Genomic DNA, 14,735 nt, shown 5'->3' on the forward strand with positions numbered 1-14,735 from the left:
GTCCGAGGGTTAATCACGCATCGACGTCTCTGTGCCGCCGGCCCCCCCGCCAGCCCCCTGGCCGTTGCGTGCCGGGGCGGTCCGCGAAATCGCGAATGCAACGAACACGGCAATCAGCGCCACCGCCAGCCCATACCATGTCAGCGCATATTCGAGGTGCCGGTTGGGAAGCGTCAGCCGCGTCACACCGCCGTGCGGCCAGCCGCCCGGAGGCGCAGGATCGGCCTCCGCGTCGACGTAGAAGCGATGCACTGTCTTGCTGCCCGGCCCTGCCGTCGCGGCCGCCATTCCCTCGATGTCGCGCCAATACCAGATGTTGCGCGTCTGGTCGTTGCTAGGAATGAACATGCCTTGCTGATCGGGGTGCCGCGTCAGACCGGTGATGCTCACCTCACCCGATACCTGCCCGGCCGCCCGCCGAGCGGGATCCTTGAGGTCGTTGGGCACGAACCCGCGGTTGACCAGCACCACGCCATCCCCCGTCACCACCAGCGGCGTGATGACGTGAAATCCCGGCGCGCCAGCCTCATCGAGCGCGTAAAGGTGGATTTCCTTGGCATGGTCGAACCGACCGGAAACGGCGACCCGCGTATATTCGACGTCCTCGCCGCGCGCCGCACGCGCCTCCACGTCCGCAAGCGCCACGGGTGCCGCATGGGCCCGCTCATGGATGGCCGTGACCAGCCCTTCCTTCCACGCCAGCCGCTGCATCTGCCACGTGCCCAGCGCTATGAGGCCGGCCATGCCAACGAGCACGGCCAGCGCCGGCCACAGCAAGCGTCTTTCCTGTAATGCTTTGAGCACGTCTAGAAGTGCCAGAATGCCGGCGGCGCCGGCCGATGCCGAGATTCAATCATGCTTGAAGCGGCCTTCCTCTGCCTTGTTCCGGTATTGCAGGACGATGAGTGTCGCCTTGAGGAAACGCAACAGCGCCAGCGCGATCAGCGGAGTACCGAGCCCCCATAGGACCATGTGCACCCACACCGGCGGCTCGAACGTAAATTCTACATAGAGCGCCAGGCCGCACACGAGGAAGCCCAGAATAAAGATGCCGAACACCGCCGGGCCGTCGCCGGTGTCGATGAAGCGATAATTGAGATCGCACTTACCGCACTTGTCTCGCAATTCGAGCACATTTTTGAACAGCGGAGCCTCCCCGCATCGCGGACAGCGCGCCAAGACTGCAGCGTAGAAAGGTGAGACAGGCCGGGGCTCGGACACGCAAGGCTCCGTTGCGGTGATTTCGCTTCCACAATAGCACAGGGCGGCCGATGGGCCGCCCTGACAAGTGATCAGTTTAAAACTTCTAGCCGATCAGTGACCGGCGCCGCCCGGGTTCGGACCGGCACCCCACACGTAGATGGCCGCGAACAGGAACAACCAGACCACGTCGACGAAGTGCCAGTACCAGGCAGCCGCCTCGAAGCCGAAATGCGCTTTCGGCGTGAATGCCCCGCGCAGAGCGCGGATGAGGCACACGAGGAGGAAGACCGTACCGATGATCACGTGCGCGCCGTGGAAGCCGGTCGCCATGAAGAAGGTGGCGCCGTAGATGTGGCCGGCATAGCTGAAGGCAGCGTGCTGGTACTCGTAAGCCTGGAAGTACGAGAACGTCATGCCGAGCAGCACGGTAAGCACGAGACCCCAGATAAGACCGCGACGGTCGTTCTTAAGCAGCGCGTGATGCGCCCACGTCACCGTCACGCCCGACGTCAGCAGGATCAGCGTGTTGAGCAGCGGAATGCCCCACGGATCGAACGTATGCTGGAAGATGCCCGGGGTCGGAGCGCCCGTTGCAGGCACCGTCACACCCGTTCCTTCAGCGGGAACCGGAGGCCACACGCCGCCCAGAAGCTGATCGCGCGAGACCTGACCGACGACGTCAGTGCTGTTCAGCAGGTCATGGATGCTCTTGGGGAACAAGGCGACGTCGAAGTAAGCCCAGAACCACGCGACGAAGAACATCACTTCTGAAGCGATGAACAGGATCATGCCGTAGCGGAAGTGCAGCTGCACGACCGGCGTATGATCGCCGTGCTGCCCCTCGCGGATGACATCGCGCCACCAGCAGAATGCGCTGGCGATGACGCCCGCGGCGCCGACTGCGAACACCCACGGTCCGGACAAGCCGAACACGCCTGCGCCGCCGTCCTGCGAGCGCATCCAGACGATCGCGCCGAGCATCATGATGAACGCTGACAGCGACGAGGTCAGCGGCCAGGGGCTCGGATTTACTAGGTGGTAGTCGTGGTGTTTGGCATGCGAAGCGGCCATTTCGTCTTCTCCCGTGGTCCCCGTTGGTGCTCCCGATCCCTGCTCTTTTCTTTGGCTTCAGCCCGCGTGGGTCTCTGCCTCGCCTTGCGCCTCAAGGACCGGTCCCTCGGCGCTTCAGCGTTTATTCTCTGGCTATCTCATCCGCCTTTACCCGCGCCAACGACCGAGGCCTGCCCTTCGACTTTCTTGGGCTCGGCAACGGGATAGAACGAATAGGAAAGCGTCAGCTCTGGCAGTGTCGCGGTCTCTTCGTCGGTGACGAACGATGGATCGACGAAAAACGAAACCGGCATCTCGACGGACTGCCCCGGCTCGAGACGCTGCTCTGTGAAGCAGAAGCACTGGACCTTGTTGAAGTGCGGTCCCGCCGCATCCGGCGTCACGTTGAATACCGCGGTGCCGACGGTCGTTTTGTCGGACGTGTTCGTCGCCCGGTAGAAGGCGAGCGTGTTCTCGCCCACCTTCACGTCGAGCGAAGCCTGCACCGGCTCGAACTTCCATGGCAGGTTGGCGGCAACGTTGGCGTCGAAGTGCACTTTGACGACGCGGTCCAGCACCACATCGGAAGCTTTCTCGGCGCGCTGCGTGGTGCCCTGGTATCCCGTCACCTGGCAATACAGCCGGTAGAGCGGAACAGCAGCGAACGACAGCCCGGCCATGCCCAGCACGAGGCCGCCGCAGATCAGCGCGACAACGCCGTGCCGCACGCTCTGCTTTCTGCCAGTCTGGTTGCCCGGTGTGGTCATCGCTTGGTCCTACGCATCCTCTCAGTAAGGCCTGTTGAACACGTTGCCGCCGAGGCGAACGATGGTGGCCGCATAGAACAGTGCGACCAGCGCGCCCAGCGCCAGCGCGATCGCCAGCGAGCGCATACGTTGCCGTCTCAGGCGCTCTTTTTCTTCCTCGTTCATTCCGCTCATCACCGATGCCACTGTCGTATCCTCACGCCATCAGTCTACTGACAGCGTGCTCGCCAAGCATCACCGCAAAGAGCAGGAAAAGATAGAGAATTGAGAACCCAAACAGCTTCTTGGCTGCTGCGTCCGCCTCGCGACCTTCCGTGATCTTCCGCACCTTCCAGGCAAGGTACAGGAACACGCCGCCCAGCATCACCGAGGTCACGGCGTAGACAGGGCCCGCAAGGCCGATCACCGACGGCAGTGCCGCGGTCGGGACCAGCAGCAGCGAATAAAGCCAGATCTGCCGCCGTGTCTCGATCGGCCCGGCCACGACTGGCAGCATCGGCACGCCGACGCGCTCGTAATCGCGGCACCGATAGAGCGCCAGCGCCCAGAAGTGCGGCGGCGTCCACATGAAGATGATGAGGAACATCAGCACGCTTTCGATGCTGACGTTTCCGGTCACCGCTGCCCAGCCGATCATCGGAGGGAACGAGCCGGCGGCACCACCGATCACGATGTTCTGTGGCGTGCGCCGCTTCAGCCACATCGTATAAATGAAGAGATAAAAGCCGATCGTGATGGCGAGCAGCGCGCCCGCCGTCCAGTTGACCAGCACCCCGAGCGTCAGCACCGAGAATACAGACAGCACCGAGCCGAAGCTCAGCGCCTCGTCTGGCGTCATGCGTCCGCGCGGAATGGGCCGAGCCGCCGTCCGCGCCATGCGCGCGTCGATGTCGGCGTCGTACCACATGTTGAGTGCGCCCGCGGCGCCGGCGCCGATCGCGATCGCCGCGAGCGCGATGATCGCGAGCACCGGATGGATCGCCCCCGGTGCCGCCACCATGCCCGTGATCGCGGTGAACACCACCAGCGACATCACGCGCGGCTTCAGCAGCTGAACGAAATCTCCCACGCTCGCGCCGCCGCTAACCGGCGCAAGGTGTCCAACGTTGCTCTGTAGTGGCGTCCCTGGCATCCCACTCCACCCCATGTTGGCCGCGCATCGGCCCGCCAATTGGCAAGGTCCTGCTTGGCCTTGTCGCCTCTTCAGCAAGCCCTTTGCGGGTCGAGCCGAGCGCAGTCTTTTTTAGTTGGGACAGCGGGCGAGAAACTCGCCCGCTGCCGATCGTCAAACGCGCGCTCAGTGATGCTCGGTAGCTTCAATGCGCGGCAGTGTCTCGAAGGAGTGGAAGGCCGGCGGAGACGGCAGCGTCCATTCCAGCGTGGTGGCGCCAGGTCCCCACGGGTTGGAAGCAGCAGCCTTGCGGGTCACGAAGGCAACCAGCACACCCAGCAGGAACACCAGCGTACCCAGGGCCGTGATGTAGGCGCCGATCGACGAGATGCCGTTCCAGAACGCGAAGGCGTCCGGATAGTCGACGTAGCGGCGCGGCATGCCCGACAGGCCGAGGAAGTGCTGCGGGAAGAACAGAATGTTGGCACCGATGAAGGTGAGCCAGAAGTGCAGCTTGCCGAGAGTCTCGTTGTACATGTAGCCCGACATCTTCGGGAACCAGTAGTACCAGGCCGCGAAGATCGCGAACACGGCACCCAGCGACAGCACGTAATGGAAGTGCGCCACCACGTAGTAGGTGTCGTGCAGCGCGCGATCGACGCCGGCGTTCGACAGCATGACGCCCGTGACGCCGCCGACCGTGAACAGGAAGATGAAGCCCAGCGCCCAGATCATCGGCAGGCGGAACTGGATCGACCCACCCCACATCGTCGCAATCCACGAGAAGATCTTCACGCCCGTGGGCACCGCGATCACCATCGTGGCGAACACGAAGTAGGCCTGCGTGTTCACGCTGATGCCGGCGGCGTACATGTGGTGAGCCCACACGATGAAGCCGACGAGACCGATGGCGACCATCGCGTACGCCATGCCGAGGTAACCGAACACCGGCTTGCGCGAGAAGGTCGACACGATGTGGCTGATGATACCGAAGCCCGGCAGAATGAGAATGTAGACCTCGGGGTGACCGAAGAACCAGAACAGATGCTGGTACAGCAGGGGGTCACCGCCGCCCTGCGGGTTGAAGAACGAGGTGCCGAAGTTGCGGTCCGTCAGCAGCATCGTGATGGCACCGGCAAGAACCGGCAGCGACAGCAGCAGCAGGAACGCCGTCACCAGCACCGACCACACGAACAGCGGCATCTTGTGCAGGGTCATGCCCGGCGCGCGCATGTTGAAGATGGTGGTGATGAAGTTGATCGCGCCGAGGATCGACGAAGCACCAGCGATGTGCAGCGCCAGAATGGCGAAGTCCATGGCCGGACCCGGATGGCCGGAGGTCGACAGCGGAGCATAGGCCGTCCAGCCCGTGCCAGCGCCGAGACCGCCTGGCGGCCCTTCGACGAACAGCGACATCAGCAAGAGACCGAGCGCCGCCGGCAGCAGCCAGAACGAGATGTTGTTCATGCGCGGGAACGCCATGTCCGGCGCACCGATCATCAACGGCACGAACCAGTTGCCGTAACCGCCGATCATGGCCGGCATGACCATGAAGAACACCATGATGAGGCCGTGGCCGGTGACGAACACGTTGAACGCGTGACCGTCAGCGAAGTACTGCAGGCCCGGCTCCTGAAGCTCCAATCGCATGGCGACCGACAAGGCGCCACCGATGAGACCGGCGATGATTGCGAATATCAGGTACATCGTCCCGATATCCTTGTGGTTCGTCGAGAACAGCCAGCGACGCAAACCCGTTGGGGTGTGGTCGTGGTCATGTGCGGCTGTGGCGGTGCTTCCCATGGTACGTTTCGCCCTTAAGATCGTGTTTTGTTGACGGGCATTGCCCGAAGCTCATCTGATATCCGCAGCGGTATTACTTGGCCGGCGCGGCGCTCTCGTTCTTCGCGAACTGGCGCACGCCGGACTGCTGCAGCGCAGCCTCGTGAATGACGCCCCTGGCCTTTTCCAGGACGTCCTTCTTCTGCTTCAGGAGCTCTTTGCGCTTGGCCTTGTCCTTCTCGGCGCTGGCCGCCTTGCCGATTTCGATCGCCTGCTTCTGCAGGTCGACCCAGGAGTTGAAGACCTCTTCCTTCACGACGCGCACGGCGATGGGCATGAACGCATGGTCCTTACCGCACAGCTCCGAGCACTGGCCGTAGAACACGCCTTCGACGGTGGGCTTGAACCAGGTGGAGGTGATGCGTCCGGGCACGGCGTCGACCTTCGAGCCGAACGACGGGACGGTCCAGTCATGGATGACGCCGTCGGGAGCAGCGGTGATGAGGGTGTTCACCACCTTGTTCACCGGCACGATCACTTCGTTGTCGACAGCGAGGTTGCGCGGCGCGTCGATCTTCTGGGCGATCAACTCTTCGCGGCTCGCGTCGTCGAGCATGCGCGTTTCGAACGAGATGCCGAGTTCAGGGTAGGCGTGCTCCCAGTACCACTGATACCCGGTGGCCTTCAGGGTGAGGTCGGCTTTCGGGTAGCTGTACTGCAGGTGCAGCAGCCGGAAAGAAGGGATGGCGATCGCAACGAGGACGAGGATCGGGATGACCGTCCAAGCTACCTCGAGCGCAGTGTTGTGCGTAACGCTGGAGGGGGTCGGATTGGACCGCTCATTGAAGCGGTACATCACGTAGAGCAGCAGCAGCATCACGAAAACTGTGATGGCTACGATGATGATGTTCACGAAATTATAGAACTCGTGGATGCTTTCGGCGACCGGCGTCGCGGCGCCCTGCATCCCCATTTCGCCGGATGAGGGCTGCCCCATACCGGCCCACGCAAGCGATCCGAGCAACAGCATCGCCACTGCTGCGGCAGGCGCCGAGCAAAGCAGTCGTCTCAACATTCATCCGCTCCCAAGTGCTGCTCGGCCGGTGGCCGAGAACCTCCCCAATGCCAGGCGCTGCCCTCTCCGTAGCAGTTCGCCCGCGACAATCGCGCCGGACAAATCTCCGGACGCAGGACGCACGTCCCCTCGTCAACTAGAAGCACAAACGTTTTCCATGGCTCAAGTCAAGCTTGATGCGGCATTTGCACGCGTTGTCGCATTGCAAAATTTTCTCCCCGCATCAAAAGGTTCTGACCTGCATCAGCTACAAACTTTGGCCCGAATCCCGGGACACCTAGAGCCTCGGCAATTTCCGCCGACGATCTTCAGGAGCTTCACGTGCACAACAACACCTTGGCTGCCGGCAGCGTTTGCCGCAGCGCGTCACGGATTGGCGCGGGTAGCACGTGGCGCACAGCGCGCTGGACCGTTGCTCTTTTCCTCACGGTGTTCTTCGCAGCACTGCCCGCCGCAGCACAGGAGGGCACGGTCAAGGCCCAGCACGGCGACTGGCAGATCGTCTGCAAGGATCCCCCGCCCGGCGCCAAGAACGAGGTTTGCGCGCTGGTTCAGAGCGTGACGGCCGAGGACAAGGACAACATTGGCCTCACCGTCTACTTTCAAAAATTCTCAAATGGGACGCGCGTCCTGCGGGTGTTCGCGCCGCTCGGCATTCTCCTGCCGCCGGGGCTCGGCTTGAAGATCGACGACAAAGACGTTGGCCACGCACCGTTTCTGCGCTGCCATTCTTTCGCGTGTTATGCGCAGGTCGTCGTCGAGGATCCACTCGTTGAGCAATTGAAGAGCGGCAAGACCGCCATCTTCATCATCTTCCAGGCTGAAGAAGCTGGAATCGGAATTCCAATTTCGCTGAAGGGCTTCAAAGAAGCGCTCGCGGAACTGAAATAAACCGCAGTACCAGGCTCGTTTCGACAGCGAGCTTTCCCCGCCGGGGCCGTCGGCCCCAGCCCTTACGCAAAACACTGAAATCGCAAACGCTGCTACGCCGCCTTGCGTTCGCGAGATCGCGAAGGCGTTGCTGCCGGTTCCGGCGTATCCGGGAAGGCAATGTAATCGCGCGCATTGCGAACGTCTTCAGACACCATCGCCGCGAGATTTGGCAGCGAGCAGGCTGCCATCGCGTTCGTTACGCGTCCGGCGCTTTCCGTATAGTCCTGATAGGCCGCTTGCCAGAACTGCACTTGCGCGTTGAAGAGATCCTGCGGCGTCCGGCACTGCGCGACGCGTGCGGGGATCTGCATATACGCCTGTGCCCGCCGGTTTAAGAAACCAAGCATCTCAAGCTGCGTGCGAGCGACGCCCTTGAGCAGCGGATCGTAAGCGTGCCCGAAAGCATCGAGACCGCCAAAATAGAATTGGAAAGCAGATTGCGTAGGTGATTTGCCGTTCACCTGAGAATTCGGCGCGTGCGCAACCATCGTGCGTCCTCCCTTTTGGACGGCCCTGATTGCGGCGGGAGAGCCAGGCTGTAGGCCGTCTCCGTTGAGGGTTTGAACCAACCCTACGAAAATTATCTTAGCAGGCGCTACCGGCGCCAGAATGACAGAAATCAAACTCGTACACAGGCGCGAATCACCCCCATCGCGCAATCGTTATCGGTCCCGCGGCGGCGAACGCCCGTCAAAACAATCGCACAGCATCCACTTGCGGTTGTGGCCACAATGGTTAATACGATGTTTATTCGTCGAGTTGTATCAAAAATGATGTGGCGTAGATTTGTATGCGCGGGGCGTTTTCCAAAGCCTGCTGGCAACTTGTGAGGATCTTCTGCCTCACTCCTTTGCTCGCGCCCACCATCGCATTGGCCGGCCCTGAACCAGAGTATGGCTGGGGCGAGACATGGGTTGGCGCCGACGCCTCGAGCCAGACTTGGCTGTTGTTTTCAGGCGTCACGGTTGCTCCCTACGGCCACGTCTATTCCGAGGGCCTTCGTCTGCGCGCATCTGGCGGCTATGGCCAATACTCCTACTCCGGCACCCGCAACGGCGAAGAAGTCCTCTTCAACGCCACAACGAGCTACGCGGAAGCGCTTGTCGGCTACCTCAAAACATTCGGTCCTCTGACCGCGAAAGTCTTCGCCGGCGTTGCCGTGATCGAGCATGACATCACGCCCTTCGATCCAGATAATCCCCTGCAAGGACAAAAGGTTGGCCCAAAGCTGGCCGGCGAGTTCTGGCTCAACATGGGCCCCTCCGCCTGGTCATCCGTCGATCTGTCGTGGACCAGCGCTTACAGCACCAGCGCCGCCCATATGCGCACCGGCTACCGTGTCTTCGATGATGTCTCGATCGGCCTCGAAGGCGCGATCAACGCCAACACCATGGGTGAGGACGCACGCGGCGGCGTCTTTGTCCGCTACGCCTGGCAAAGCGGCGAAGTCTCGCTCGCCGGCGGCTTTTCCGGCCGCTTCCTCGACGAGGCCGACGCAATCCGCGACCCTTACGCCACCCTCAATTGGCTGACGCAGTTCTAGTGCTCTTTGCCCTGACCGAGCCCGCTTAGGATCGTTCCCGGGGGAACAGCCACGCCATCAGTGTGCCATTATGGAATGCAAACAAAACGATTGTTCGTTTTGTTTTTTGTGTCGCACCGCCACGCCAGTTGAGACCTTCTTTACGGCTTCAGGGATGCCCAAGCTCAAACCCGCAACGCAACGCGCCCGCCGCGAGCACGTTCTCGACGCCGCCGAGGCGTGCTTTGCCCGTGCCGGCTTTCATCGCACCACCATGCAGGACATCTGCAAGGAGGCCGCGATCAGCCCGGGCGCGCTCTATGTCTACTTCGCTTCCAAGGAAGATCTGATCGCCGGCATTGCAGAGCGCGACCGATCCGAATTCGCCGAGCGCTTCGCCGAGCTCTCCTCGACGCCCGACTTTATGCGCGCCCTCTCCGACATCGGTCAGCACTACTTCGCCGAAGAGCCGCGCCAGAAACAAACCATGTGCATCGAGATAGCCCTTGAATCGACGCGCAATCCCCGCGTGGGCGAGATCTATCGCTCTATCGACCGCTACGTGGAGGAGAACTTCGAGAAGCTGTTTTTCAAGCTCGCTGAGGAGGGGCGCATCGCACCCCAACTCGATATCCCCACTCTCACAAAACTGTTCTCGATCATTGGAGACGGGCTTTTCATGCGCCGTGCTGTCGATCCCAACTTTGACGCTGAAACACTTGTGCCCGCCGCCGTGAAATTGATCGGTGCAATGCTGAACGCGCAGCCGAACGCCGCCGACACCGCCCCCCTCGAAGCAAGCAAGAAGGAGAAGCATCAATGAGAAAGCTGCTCCTCGCCGCTGTCGCAACGGCTGCCGTGGGCGCCGCCGCGGTATTCCTGCTGCCGCACGTGACGCCCCAACTCGTCCCGTATCTGACGGCCTTCTCGGATTGGCAAAAGCAGCCTGAAAAGGGGCCCGCCGCTGCAGCCGAGACCGGCAGCGTTGCCAGACATAAGGAACCGGCGGCATCCCCGCCGCCAGCCGTATCGGTTGCCAAGGTCGCCCAAGCCGACTTCACCGAGGTCGTCGCCGTATCCGGATCGCTCATCCCGCGCGATGAAATCCTCGTTGCCCCCGAGGTCGAGGGCTTCCGCGTGCTCGAGCTGAAAGTCGATGAAGGCGACCACGTGAAGAAGGATGACGTGCTGGCCGTTCTGGTGCAGGAGTCGCTCGACGCCCAGCTTGCCCAGAACGACGCCTCCCTCGCACGCGCCGAAGCCGCAATCTCGCAGTCGCAGAGCCAGATCACCGAAGCCAAGGCCCGCCTTGCCGAGGCCGATGCCAACTTCGAACGCGCCAAGCCACTGAGAAATTCCGGCTACCTCTCCACGTCCACTTACGACCAGCGCGAAGCTTCGGCCAAGGCCACCGCCGCCCAGCTCAGAGCGGCGGAGGACGGTTTGCGGCTTGCTCAAGCAGAAAAGCTTCAGGTCGAAGCCCAGCGCCGCGAACTCAACTGGAAGCGCTCCAATACCAACGTCACCGCGCCCGCTGATGGCCTCATCAGCCGACGCACGGCCCGCATCGGCGGCATGGCGTCCGGCGCCGGTGAACCGATGTTCCGCATCATCGCCCGTGGCGAGGTGGAACTCGATGCCGAGATCATCGAAACCGAGCTCCCCAAAATCGCAGCAGGCCAGAAGGCTGTCGTCGACGTCGCCGGTGTTGGCGAGGTCGATGGAACGGTGCGACTCGTCTCCCCCGAGGTCGACAAGCTGAGCCGCCTCGGCCGCGTCCGCATCTTCCTCGGCGACGACCCGCGCCTGCGCATCGGCACCTATGCCCGCGCCAACATCAAATCCGCGACCAGCCACGGCCTCGCAGCGCCCGCCTCCGCGGTGATCTTCGAGAACGACGGCGCATTCGTGCAGGTCGTCCGCGATGGTGTCGTGAAGCGTCAGGACGTCAAAACTGGGCTCGTCTCCCGCGGCCTCGTCGAAATCCACTCTGGACTATCGGAGGGCGACATCGTCGTCGCACGCGCGGGCACCTTCCTGCGCGACGGAGACCGCGTGCGTGCAATCATGCCCGACCCGAAGATCAGCGAGGCACGCTGACGCGATGACTGCTGACATCGAATACGCGCGAATCTCACAATCGGGACGACACTAGATGCGCCTGAATATCTCGGCATGGTCAATCCGCCGCCCGGTGCCCGCCATCGTGCTGTTTGCCGTGCTGACCCTGCTCGGCATCATCAGCTTCATGACTATGCCGGTCACCCGCTTTCCCAACATCGACGTGCCGCTCGTCTCCATCACGGTGGTGCAATCCGGCGCCGCACCGGCTGAGCTCGAATCCCAGGTCACCAAGCAGGTCGAAGACGCAGTCGCCAACATCACCGGCGTCAAGCACATCATGTCGACGGTGACCGACGGCCAGTCGCAGACCGTCATCGAGTTCCGTCTGGAAGTGAACCAGGACCGCGCGGTCAACGACGTCAAGGATGCGGTCGACAAGATCCGCCTCGAGCTGCCACGCGACATCAACGAGCCGATCGTCCAGCGCATCGACGTCGAAGGGCAGTCGATCCTGACCTACGGCGCCTCCGCCCCCGGTATGACGCTGGAACAGCTCTCTTGGCACGTCGACGACGTGATCAAGCGACAGCTCCAGGGCCTCAAGGGTGTCGGCCGCGTGGAGCGCTACGGCGGCGTCGATCGCGAAATCCGCATTCTTCTCGATCCTGACCGATTGCTCGCCTTCGGCATCACCGCGGCCGAGGTCAACAGCCAGGTGCGCGCCACCAACGTCGACCTCGGCGGCGGCCGCGGCGAAGTCGGCGGGCAGGAGCAGGCCATCCGAACCCTTGCCGGCGCACGCAAGGTCGAGGATCTCGCCGAGACGAAGATCCTTCTCCCCGGCGGCCGCAAAGTCCGCCTTTCAGACCTCGGCCGCGTCATCGACGATGCCAGCGAGCAGCGCTCGTTCGCCCGTCTCGATGGCCAGCCCGTGGTCACCTTCTCGGTATTCCGCTCCAAGGGGTCGAGCGAGCTGTCGGTTGCGGATGTCGTAACGGCCAAGCTTGAAAGCCTGCAGAAGCAGTACCCCGACATCCGGCTGACCGAGATCGACGATGCCGTCGCCTATACGCGCGGCAACTACAAATCGGCGATGGAAACACTGCTCGAAGGCGCGGTTCTCGCCGTGCTCGTCGTGCTCGTCTTCCTGCGCAACATGCGCGCAACCCTCATTGCCGCCATCGCCCTGCCGCTGTCTGCCATCCCCACTTTCTGGGCCATGCAGCTGATGGGCTTCTCGCTCAATCTCGTCAGCTTGCTCGGCATCACCCTCGTTACCGGCATCCTGGTCGACGACGCCATCGTCGAGATCGAGAACATCGTGCGCCACATGCGCACCGGCAAATCGCCTTACCGTGCCGCTATCGAAGCCGCGGACGAGATCGGCCTCGCCGTCATCGCAATCTCACTCACTATCGTCGCGATTTTCTCGCCGGTCTCGTTCATGGGCGGCATCGCCGGACAGTACTTCCGTCAGTTCGGCCTCACCGTCGCGGTGGCGGTGCTCATCTCGCTGCTCGTCGCCCGTCTCATCACACCGATGATGGCCGCCTACCTCATGCGCCCCGTGAAGGAGGAGCACGAAGGCAACGGGCTCGTCATGCGTAGCTACGTGGCGTTCCTGCGCGCAACGCTGAAGGTCCGCTACCTCACCCTCGTTGCCGGCCTCGGCTTGTTCGCCGCATCGATCTACGCCACCACGTTGCTTCCCACCGGGTTCCTCCCCGACGAGGACACCTCGCGCCTTGTCGTCTCCGTCGAACTGCCACCCGGCTCCACCCTCGAGAACACGCGCGTCGCGACCGACCGTATGGCCGAGATGCTGAGAACGATCCCAGAGGTCAAAAGCGTCTTCGTGCTTGGTGGTTCGACACCGACGGGAGGCCTCGAGGTCCGCAAGTCGTCGCTCTTCGTCCACCTGGTCCCTAAAGCCGAGCGCCACCTGGCGCAGAAGCAGCTCAAGATCATCATCGCCGACAAACTCGCCGACGCTCCCGACGCCCGCGTCTGGTACGTCAACGAACGCGGCGAGCGTGAGCTCTCCTTCTCGATGCTGTCGCAAAATGGCGAAGAGCTGAGCCACGCCGTCAGGAAGGTCGAAGGCGCCCTGCGCGCCGTCCCCGGGTTCAAGAACGTTGCCGCCGACGCAGCCATCGACCGCCCCGAGTTGCGCGTGATCCCGAAGTTTGATGCTGCCGCCCGCCTTGGCGTTGCACCCAGCCAGATCGCCGAGACCATCCGCGTCGCCACCATCGGCGACATCGACGCCAACCTCGCCAAGTTCAATGCCGGCAACCGCCTCGTTCCCATCCGCGTGCAGATCGAGGAGGACGCTCGCACTGATATGCAGCTCCTCCGGAATCTGCGCGTCACCAATTCGAGCGGCACCGCCATTCCGCTCGCAGCGGTCGCCGATGTCGACTTCGGCCGCGGCCCCAGCTCCATCAGCCGCTACGACCGCGAGCGCCGCGCTGTCATCGGCGTCGACCTTGAATCGCGGTACGCGCTTAGCGATGCGCGCGAGAAATTCCTCAAGGTTGTCGACGAGCAGAAGCTACCGCCCGGCGTTCGCCTGCAACCCTCTGGCGACGCCGAGGTCCAGGACGAGGTCGCCACCGGCTTCATGACCGCCATGGGCACCGGCCTGATGATTGTCTTCGGCGTGCTGGTGCTGCTGTTCGGCAGCGTCGCCCAGCCGATCACCATTCTGCTCTCGCTGCCGCTGTCATTCGGCGGCGTGGTGGCCGCCCTGCTCGCCACCAACAATCCGGTCTCCATGCCCGTCTACATCGGCCTGCTCATGCTGATGGGCATCGTCACCAAGAACGCCATCATGCTGGTCGACTTCGCCGTCGAGGAAATCGCTCACGGCGTACCCCGCATGGACGCGGTGATCGACGCCGGACGCAAGCGCGCCCGCCCGATCGTCATGACGACCCTCGCCATGGTCGCCGGCATGGTCCCCAGCGCCATGGCCCTGGGCGATGGCGGCGAGTTCCGCGCTCCCATGGCCATCGCAGTGATCGGCGGCCTGCTCGTCTCAACGGTTCTGTCGCTGGTATTCGTACCCTCGTTCTTCACGGTGATGGACGATATCGGCAGCCTCATTTGGCGCGTCTTCGGCCGCTTCATCGGCCCCACCGATGAGCCGCCCGAGTACACCGCGGGGCAGTCCAGCCGTGCGCTCCCGGCGCCGGCGCACGTGAGCCACACCCCAGCCGAGTGACC

14 protein-coding genes are annotated in these 14,735 nt (G+C 62.9%); 5 read left to right on the forward strand and 9 right to left on the reverse strand.

Features of this window, described 5'->3' with window-relative positions:
- Window positions 1-9 precede the first annotated feature (9 nt).
- The 8 genes from ACP15D_RS10200 to coxB all read right to left on the reverse strand — a co-directional run bounded on the left by ACP15D_RS10200 (window position 10) and on the right by coxB (window position 6,988).
- Window positions 10-777 (reverse strand): SURF1 family protein, encoded by a 768-nt coding sequence (locus tag ACP15D_RS10200; protein WP_424957401.1) that lies wholly within the window; start codon window positions 775-777, stop codon window positions 10-12.
- Between the two features lie 72 nt (window positions 778-849).
- Entirely contained in the window at window positions 850-1,134 is a 285-nt protein-coding gene (locus tag ACP15D_RS10205; RefSeq protein WP_424959213.1) for a DUF983 domain-containing protein, read from the reverse strand.
- Between the two features lie 180 nt (window positions 1,135-1,314).
- Window positions 1,315-2,274 (reverse strand): cytochrome c oxidase subunit 3, encoded by a 960-nt coding sequence (locus ACP15D_RS10210; RefSeq protein ID WP_424957402.1) that lies wholly within the window; start codon window positions 2,272-2,274, stop codon window positions 1,315-1,317.
- A 137-nt stretch (window positions 2,275-2,411) separates the two neighbouring features.
- Window positions 2,412-3,020 (reverse strand): cytochrome c oxidase assembly protein, encoded by a 609-nt coding sequence (locus ACP15D_RS10215; protein WP_424957403.1) that lies wholly within the window; start codon window positions 3,018-3,020, stop codon window positions 2,412-2,414.
- A gap of 21 nt (window positions 3,021-3,041) precedes the next feature.
- Window positions 3,042-3,206 (reverse strand): hypothetical protein, encoded by a 165-nt coding sequence (locus ACP15D_RS10220; RefSeq protein ID WP_171987986.1) that lies wholly within the window; start codon window positions 3,204-3,206, stop codon window positions 3,042-3,044.
- A gap of 10 nt (window positions 3,207-3,216) precedes the next feature.
- Window positions 3,217-4,152: a heme o synthase gene (locus ACP15D_RS10225; RefSeq protein WP_424957404.1), complete on the reverse strand. Its 936-nt coding sequence runs from the start codon at window positions 4,150-4,152 to the stop codon at window positions 3,217-3,219.
- A gap of 165 nt (window positions 4,153-4,317) precedes the next feature.
- Window positions 4,318-5,934, reverse strand: coding sequence for a cytochrome c oxidase subunit I (gene ctaD / locus ACP15D_RS10230; protein ID WP_424957405.1), 1,617 nt, complete (start codon window positions 5,932-5,934; stop codon window positions 4,318-4,320).
- Between the two features lie 73 nt (window positions 5,935-6,007).
- A complete protein-coding gene (gene coxB / locus ACP15D_RS10235) occupies window positions 6,008-6,988 on the reverse strand; it encodes a cytochrome c oxidase subunit II (protein ID WP_424957406.1) in 981 nt (326 codons plus the stop codon).
- 321 nt (window positions 6,989-7,309) lie between these two features.
- Between coxB and ACP15D_RS10240 the strand changes: the two genes are divergently transcribed.
- Window positions 7,310-7,879 (forward strand): invasion associated locus B family protein, encoded by a 570-nt coding sequence (locus ACP15D_RS10240; protein WP_424957407.1) that lies wholly within the window; start codon window positions 7,310-7,312, stop codon window positions 7,877-7,879.
- 92 nt (window positions 7,880-7,971) lie between these two features.
- On the opposite strand, the gene ACP15D_RS10245 is transcribed toward ACP15D_RS10240, so the two are convergent.
- Window positions 7,972-8,409 carry a phasin family protein gene (locus ACP15D_RS10245; RefSeq protein WP_424957408.1) on the reverse strand — a complete coding sequence of 146 codons (438 nt, stop codon included), beginning with the start codon at window positions 8,407-8,409 and terminating at the stop codon, window positions 7,972-7,974.
- A gap of 338 nt (window positions 8,410-8,747) precedes the next feature.
- Here ACP15D_RS10245 and bcsS point away from each other — a divergent pair, with 338 nt between their 5' ends.
- The 4 genes from bcsS (at window position 8,748) to ACP15D_RS10265 (ending at window position 14,733) form a co-directional block, all read left to right on the forward strand.
- Window positions 8,748-9,464 carry a cellulose biosynthesis protein BcsS gene (gene bcsS / locus ACP15D_RS10250; RefSeq protein WP_424957409.1) on the forward strand — a complete coding sequence of 239 codons (717 nt, stop codon included), beginning with the start codon at window positions 8,748-8,750 and terminating at the stop codon, window positions 9,462-9,464.
- A gap of 154 nt (window positions 9,465-9,618) precedes the next feature.
- Complete coding sequence (locus ACP15D_RS10255; RefSeq protein ID WP_424957410.1) at window positions 9,619-10,266, forward strand: TetR/AcrR family transcriptional regulator; 648 nt, start codon at window positions 9,619-9,621, stop codon at window positions 10,264-10,266.
- Entirely contained in the window at window positions 10,263-11,543 is a 1,281-nt protein-coding gene (locus ACP15D_RS10260) for an efflux RND transporter periplasmic adaptor subunit (RefSeq protein ID WP_424957411.1), read from the forward strand. Before ACP15D_RS10255 ends, ACP15D_RS10260 begins: the two co-directional genes overlap by 4 nt.
- Window positions 11,544-11,598: 55 nt before the next feature.
- Window positions 11,599-14,733 carry an efflux RND transporter permease subunit gene (locus tag ACP15D_RS10265; RefSeq protein WP_424957412.1) on the forward strand — a complete coding sequence of 1,045 codons (3,135 nt, stop codon included), beginning with the start codon at window positions 11,599-11,601 and terminating at the stop codon, window positions 14,731-14,733.
- Window positions 14,734-14,735 lie beyond the last annotated feature (2 nt).

It is taken from the genome of Hyphomicrobium sp. 1Nfss2.1 (genome assembly GCF_965243865.1).
Lineage (GTDB): Bacteria > Pseudomonadota > Alphaproteobacteria > Rhizobiales > Hyphomicrobiaceae > Hyphomicrobium_A.

Excerpts from the sequence above, each read along its gene's own strand:
- ACP15D_RS10225 (WP_424957404.1), bottom strand. The coding sequence starts at position 4,152 with ATGCCAGGGACGCCACTACAGAGCAACGTTGGACACCTTGCGCCGGTT.
- coxB (WP_424957406.1), bottom strand. The coding sequence starts at position 6,988 with ATGTTGAGACGACTGCTTTGCTCGGCGCCTGCCGCAGCAGTGGCGATG.
- ACP15D_RS10265 (WP_424957412.1), top strand. The coding sequence starts at position 11,599 with ATGCGCCTGAATATCTCGGCATGGTCAATCCGCCGCCCGGTGCCCGCC.
- ACP15D_RS10210 (WP_424957402.1), bottom strand. The coding sequence starts at position 2,274 with ATGGCCGCTTCGCATGCCAAACACCACGACTACCACCTAGTAAATCCG.
- ACP15D_RS10245 (WP_424957408.1), bottom strand. The coding sequence starts at position 8,409 with ATGGTTGCGCACGCGCCGAATTCTCAGGTGAACGGCAAATCACCTACG.
- ctaD (WP_424957405.1), bottom strand. The coding sequence starts at position 5,934 with ATGGGAAGCACCGCCACAGCCGCACATGACCACGACCACACCCCAACG.
- ACP15D_RS10255 (WP_424957410.1), top strand. The coding sequence starts at position 9,619 with ATGCCCAAGCTCAAACCCGCAACGCAACGCGCCCGCCGCGAGCACGTT.
- ACP15D_RS10215 (WP_424957403.1), bottom strand. The coding sequence starts at position 3,020 with ATGACCACACCGGGCAACCAGACTGGCAGAAAGCAGAGCGTGCGGCAC.
- ACP15D_RS10260 (WP_424957411.1), top strand. The coding sequence starts at position 10,263 with ATGAGAAAGCTGCTCCTCGCCGCTGTCGCAACGGCTGCCGTGGGCGCC.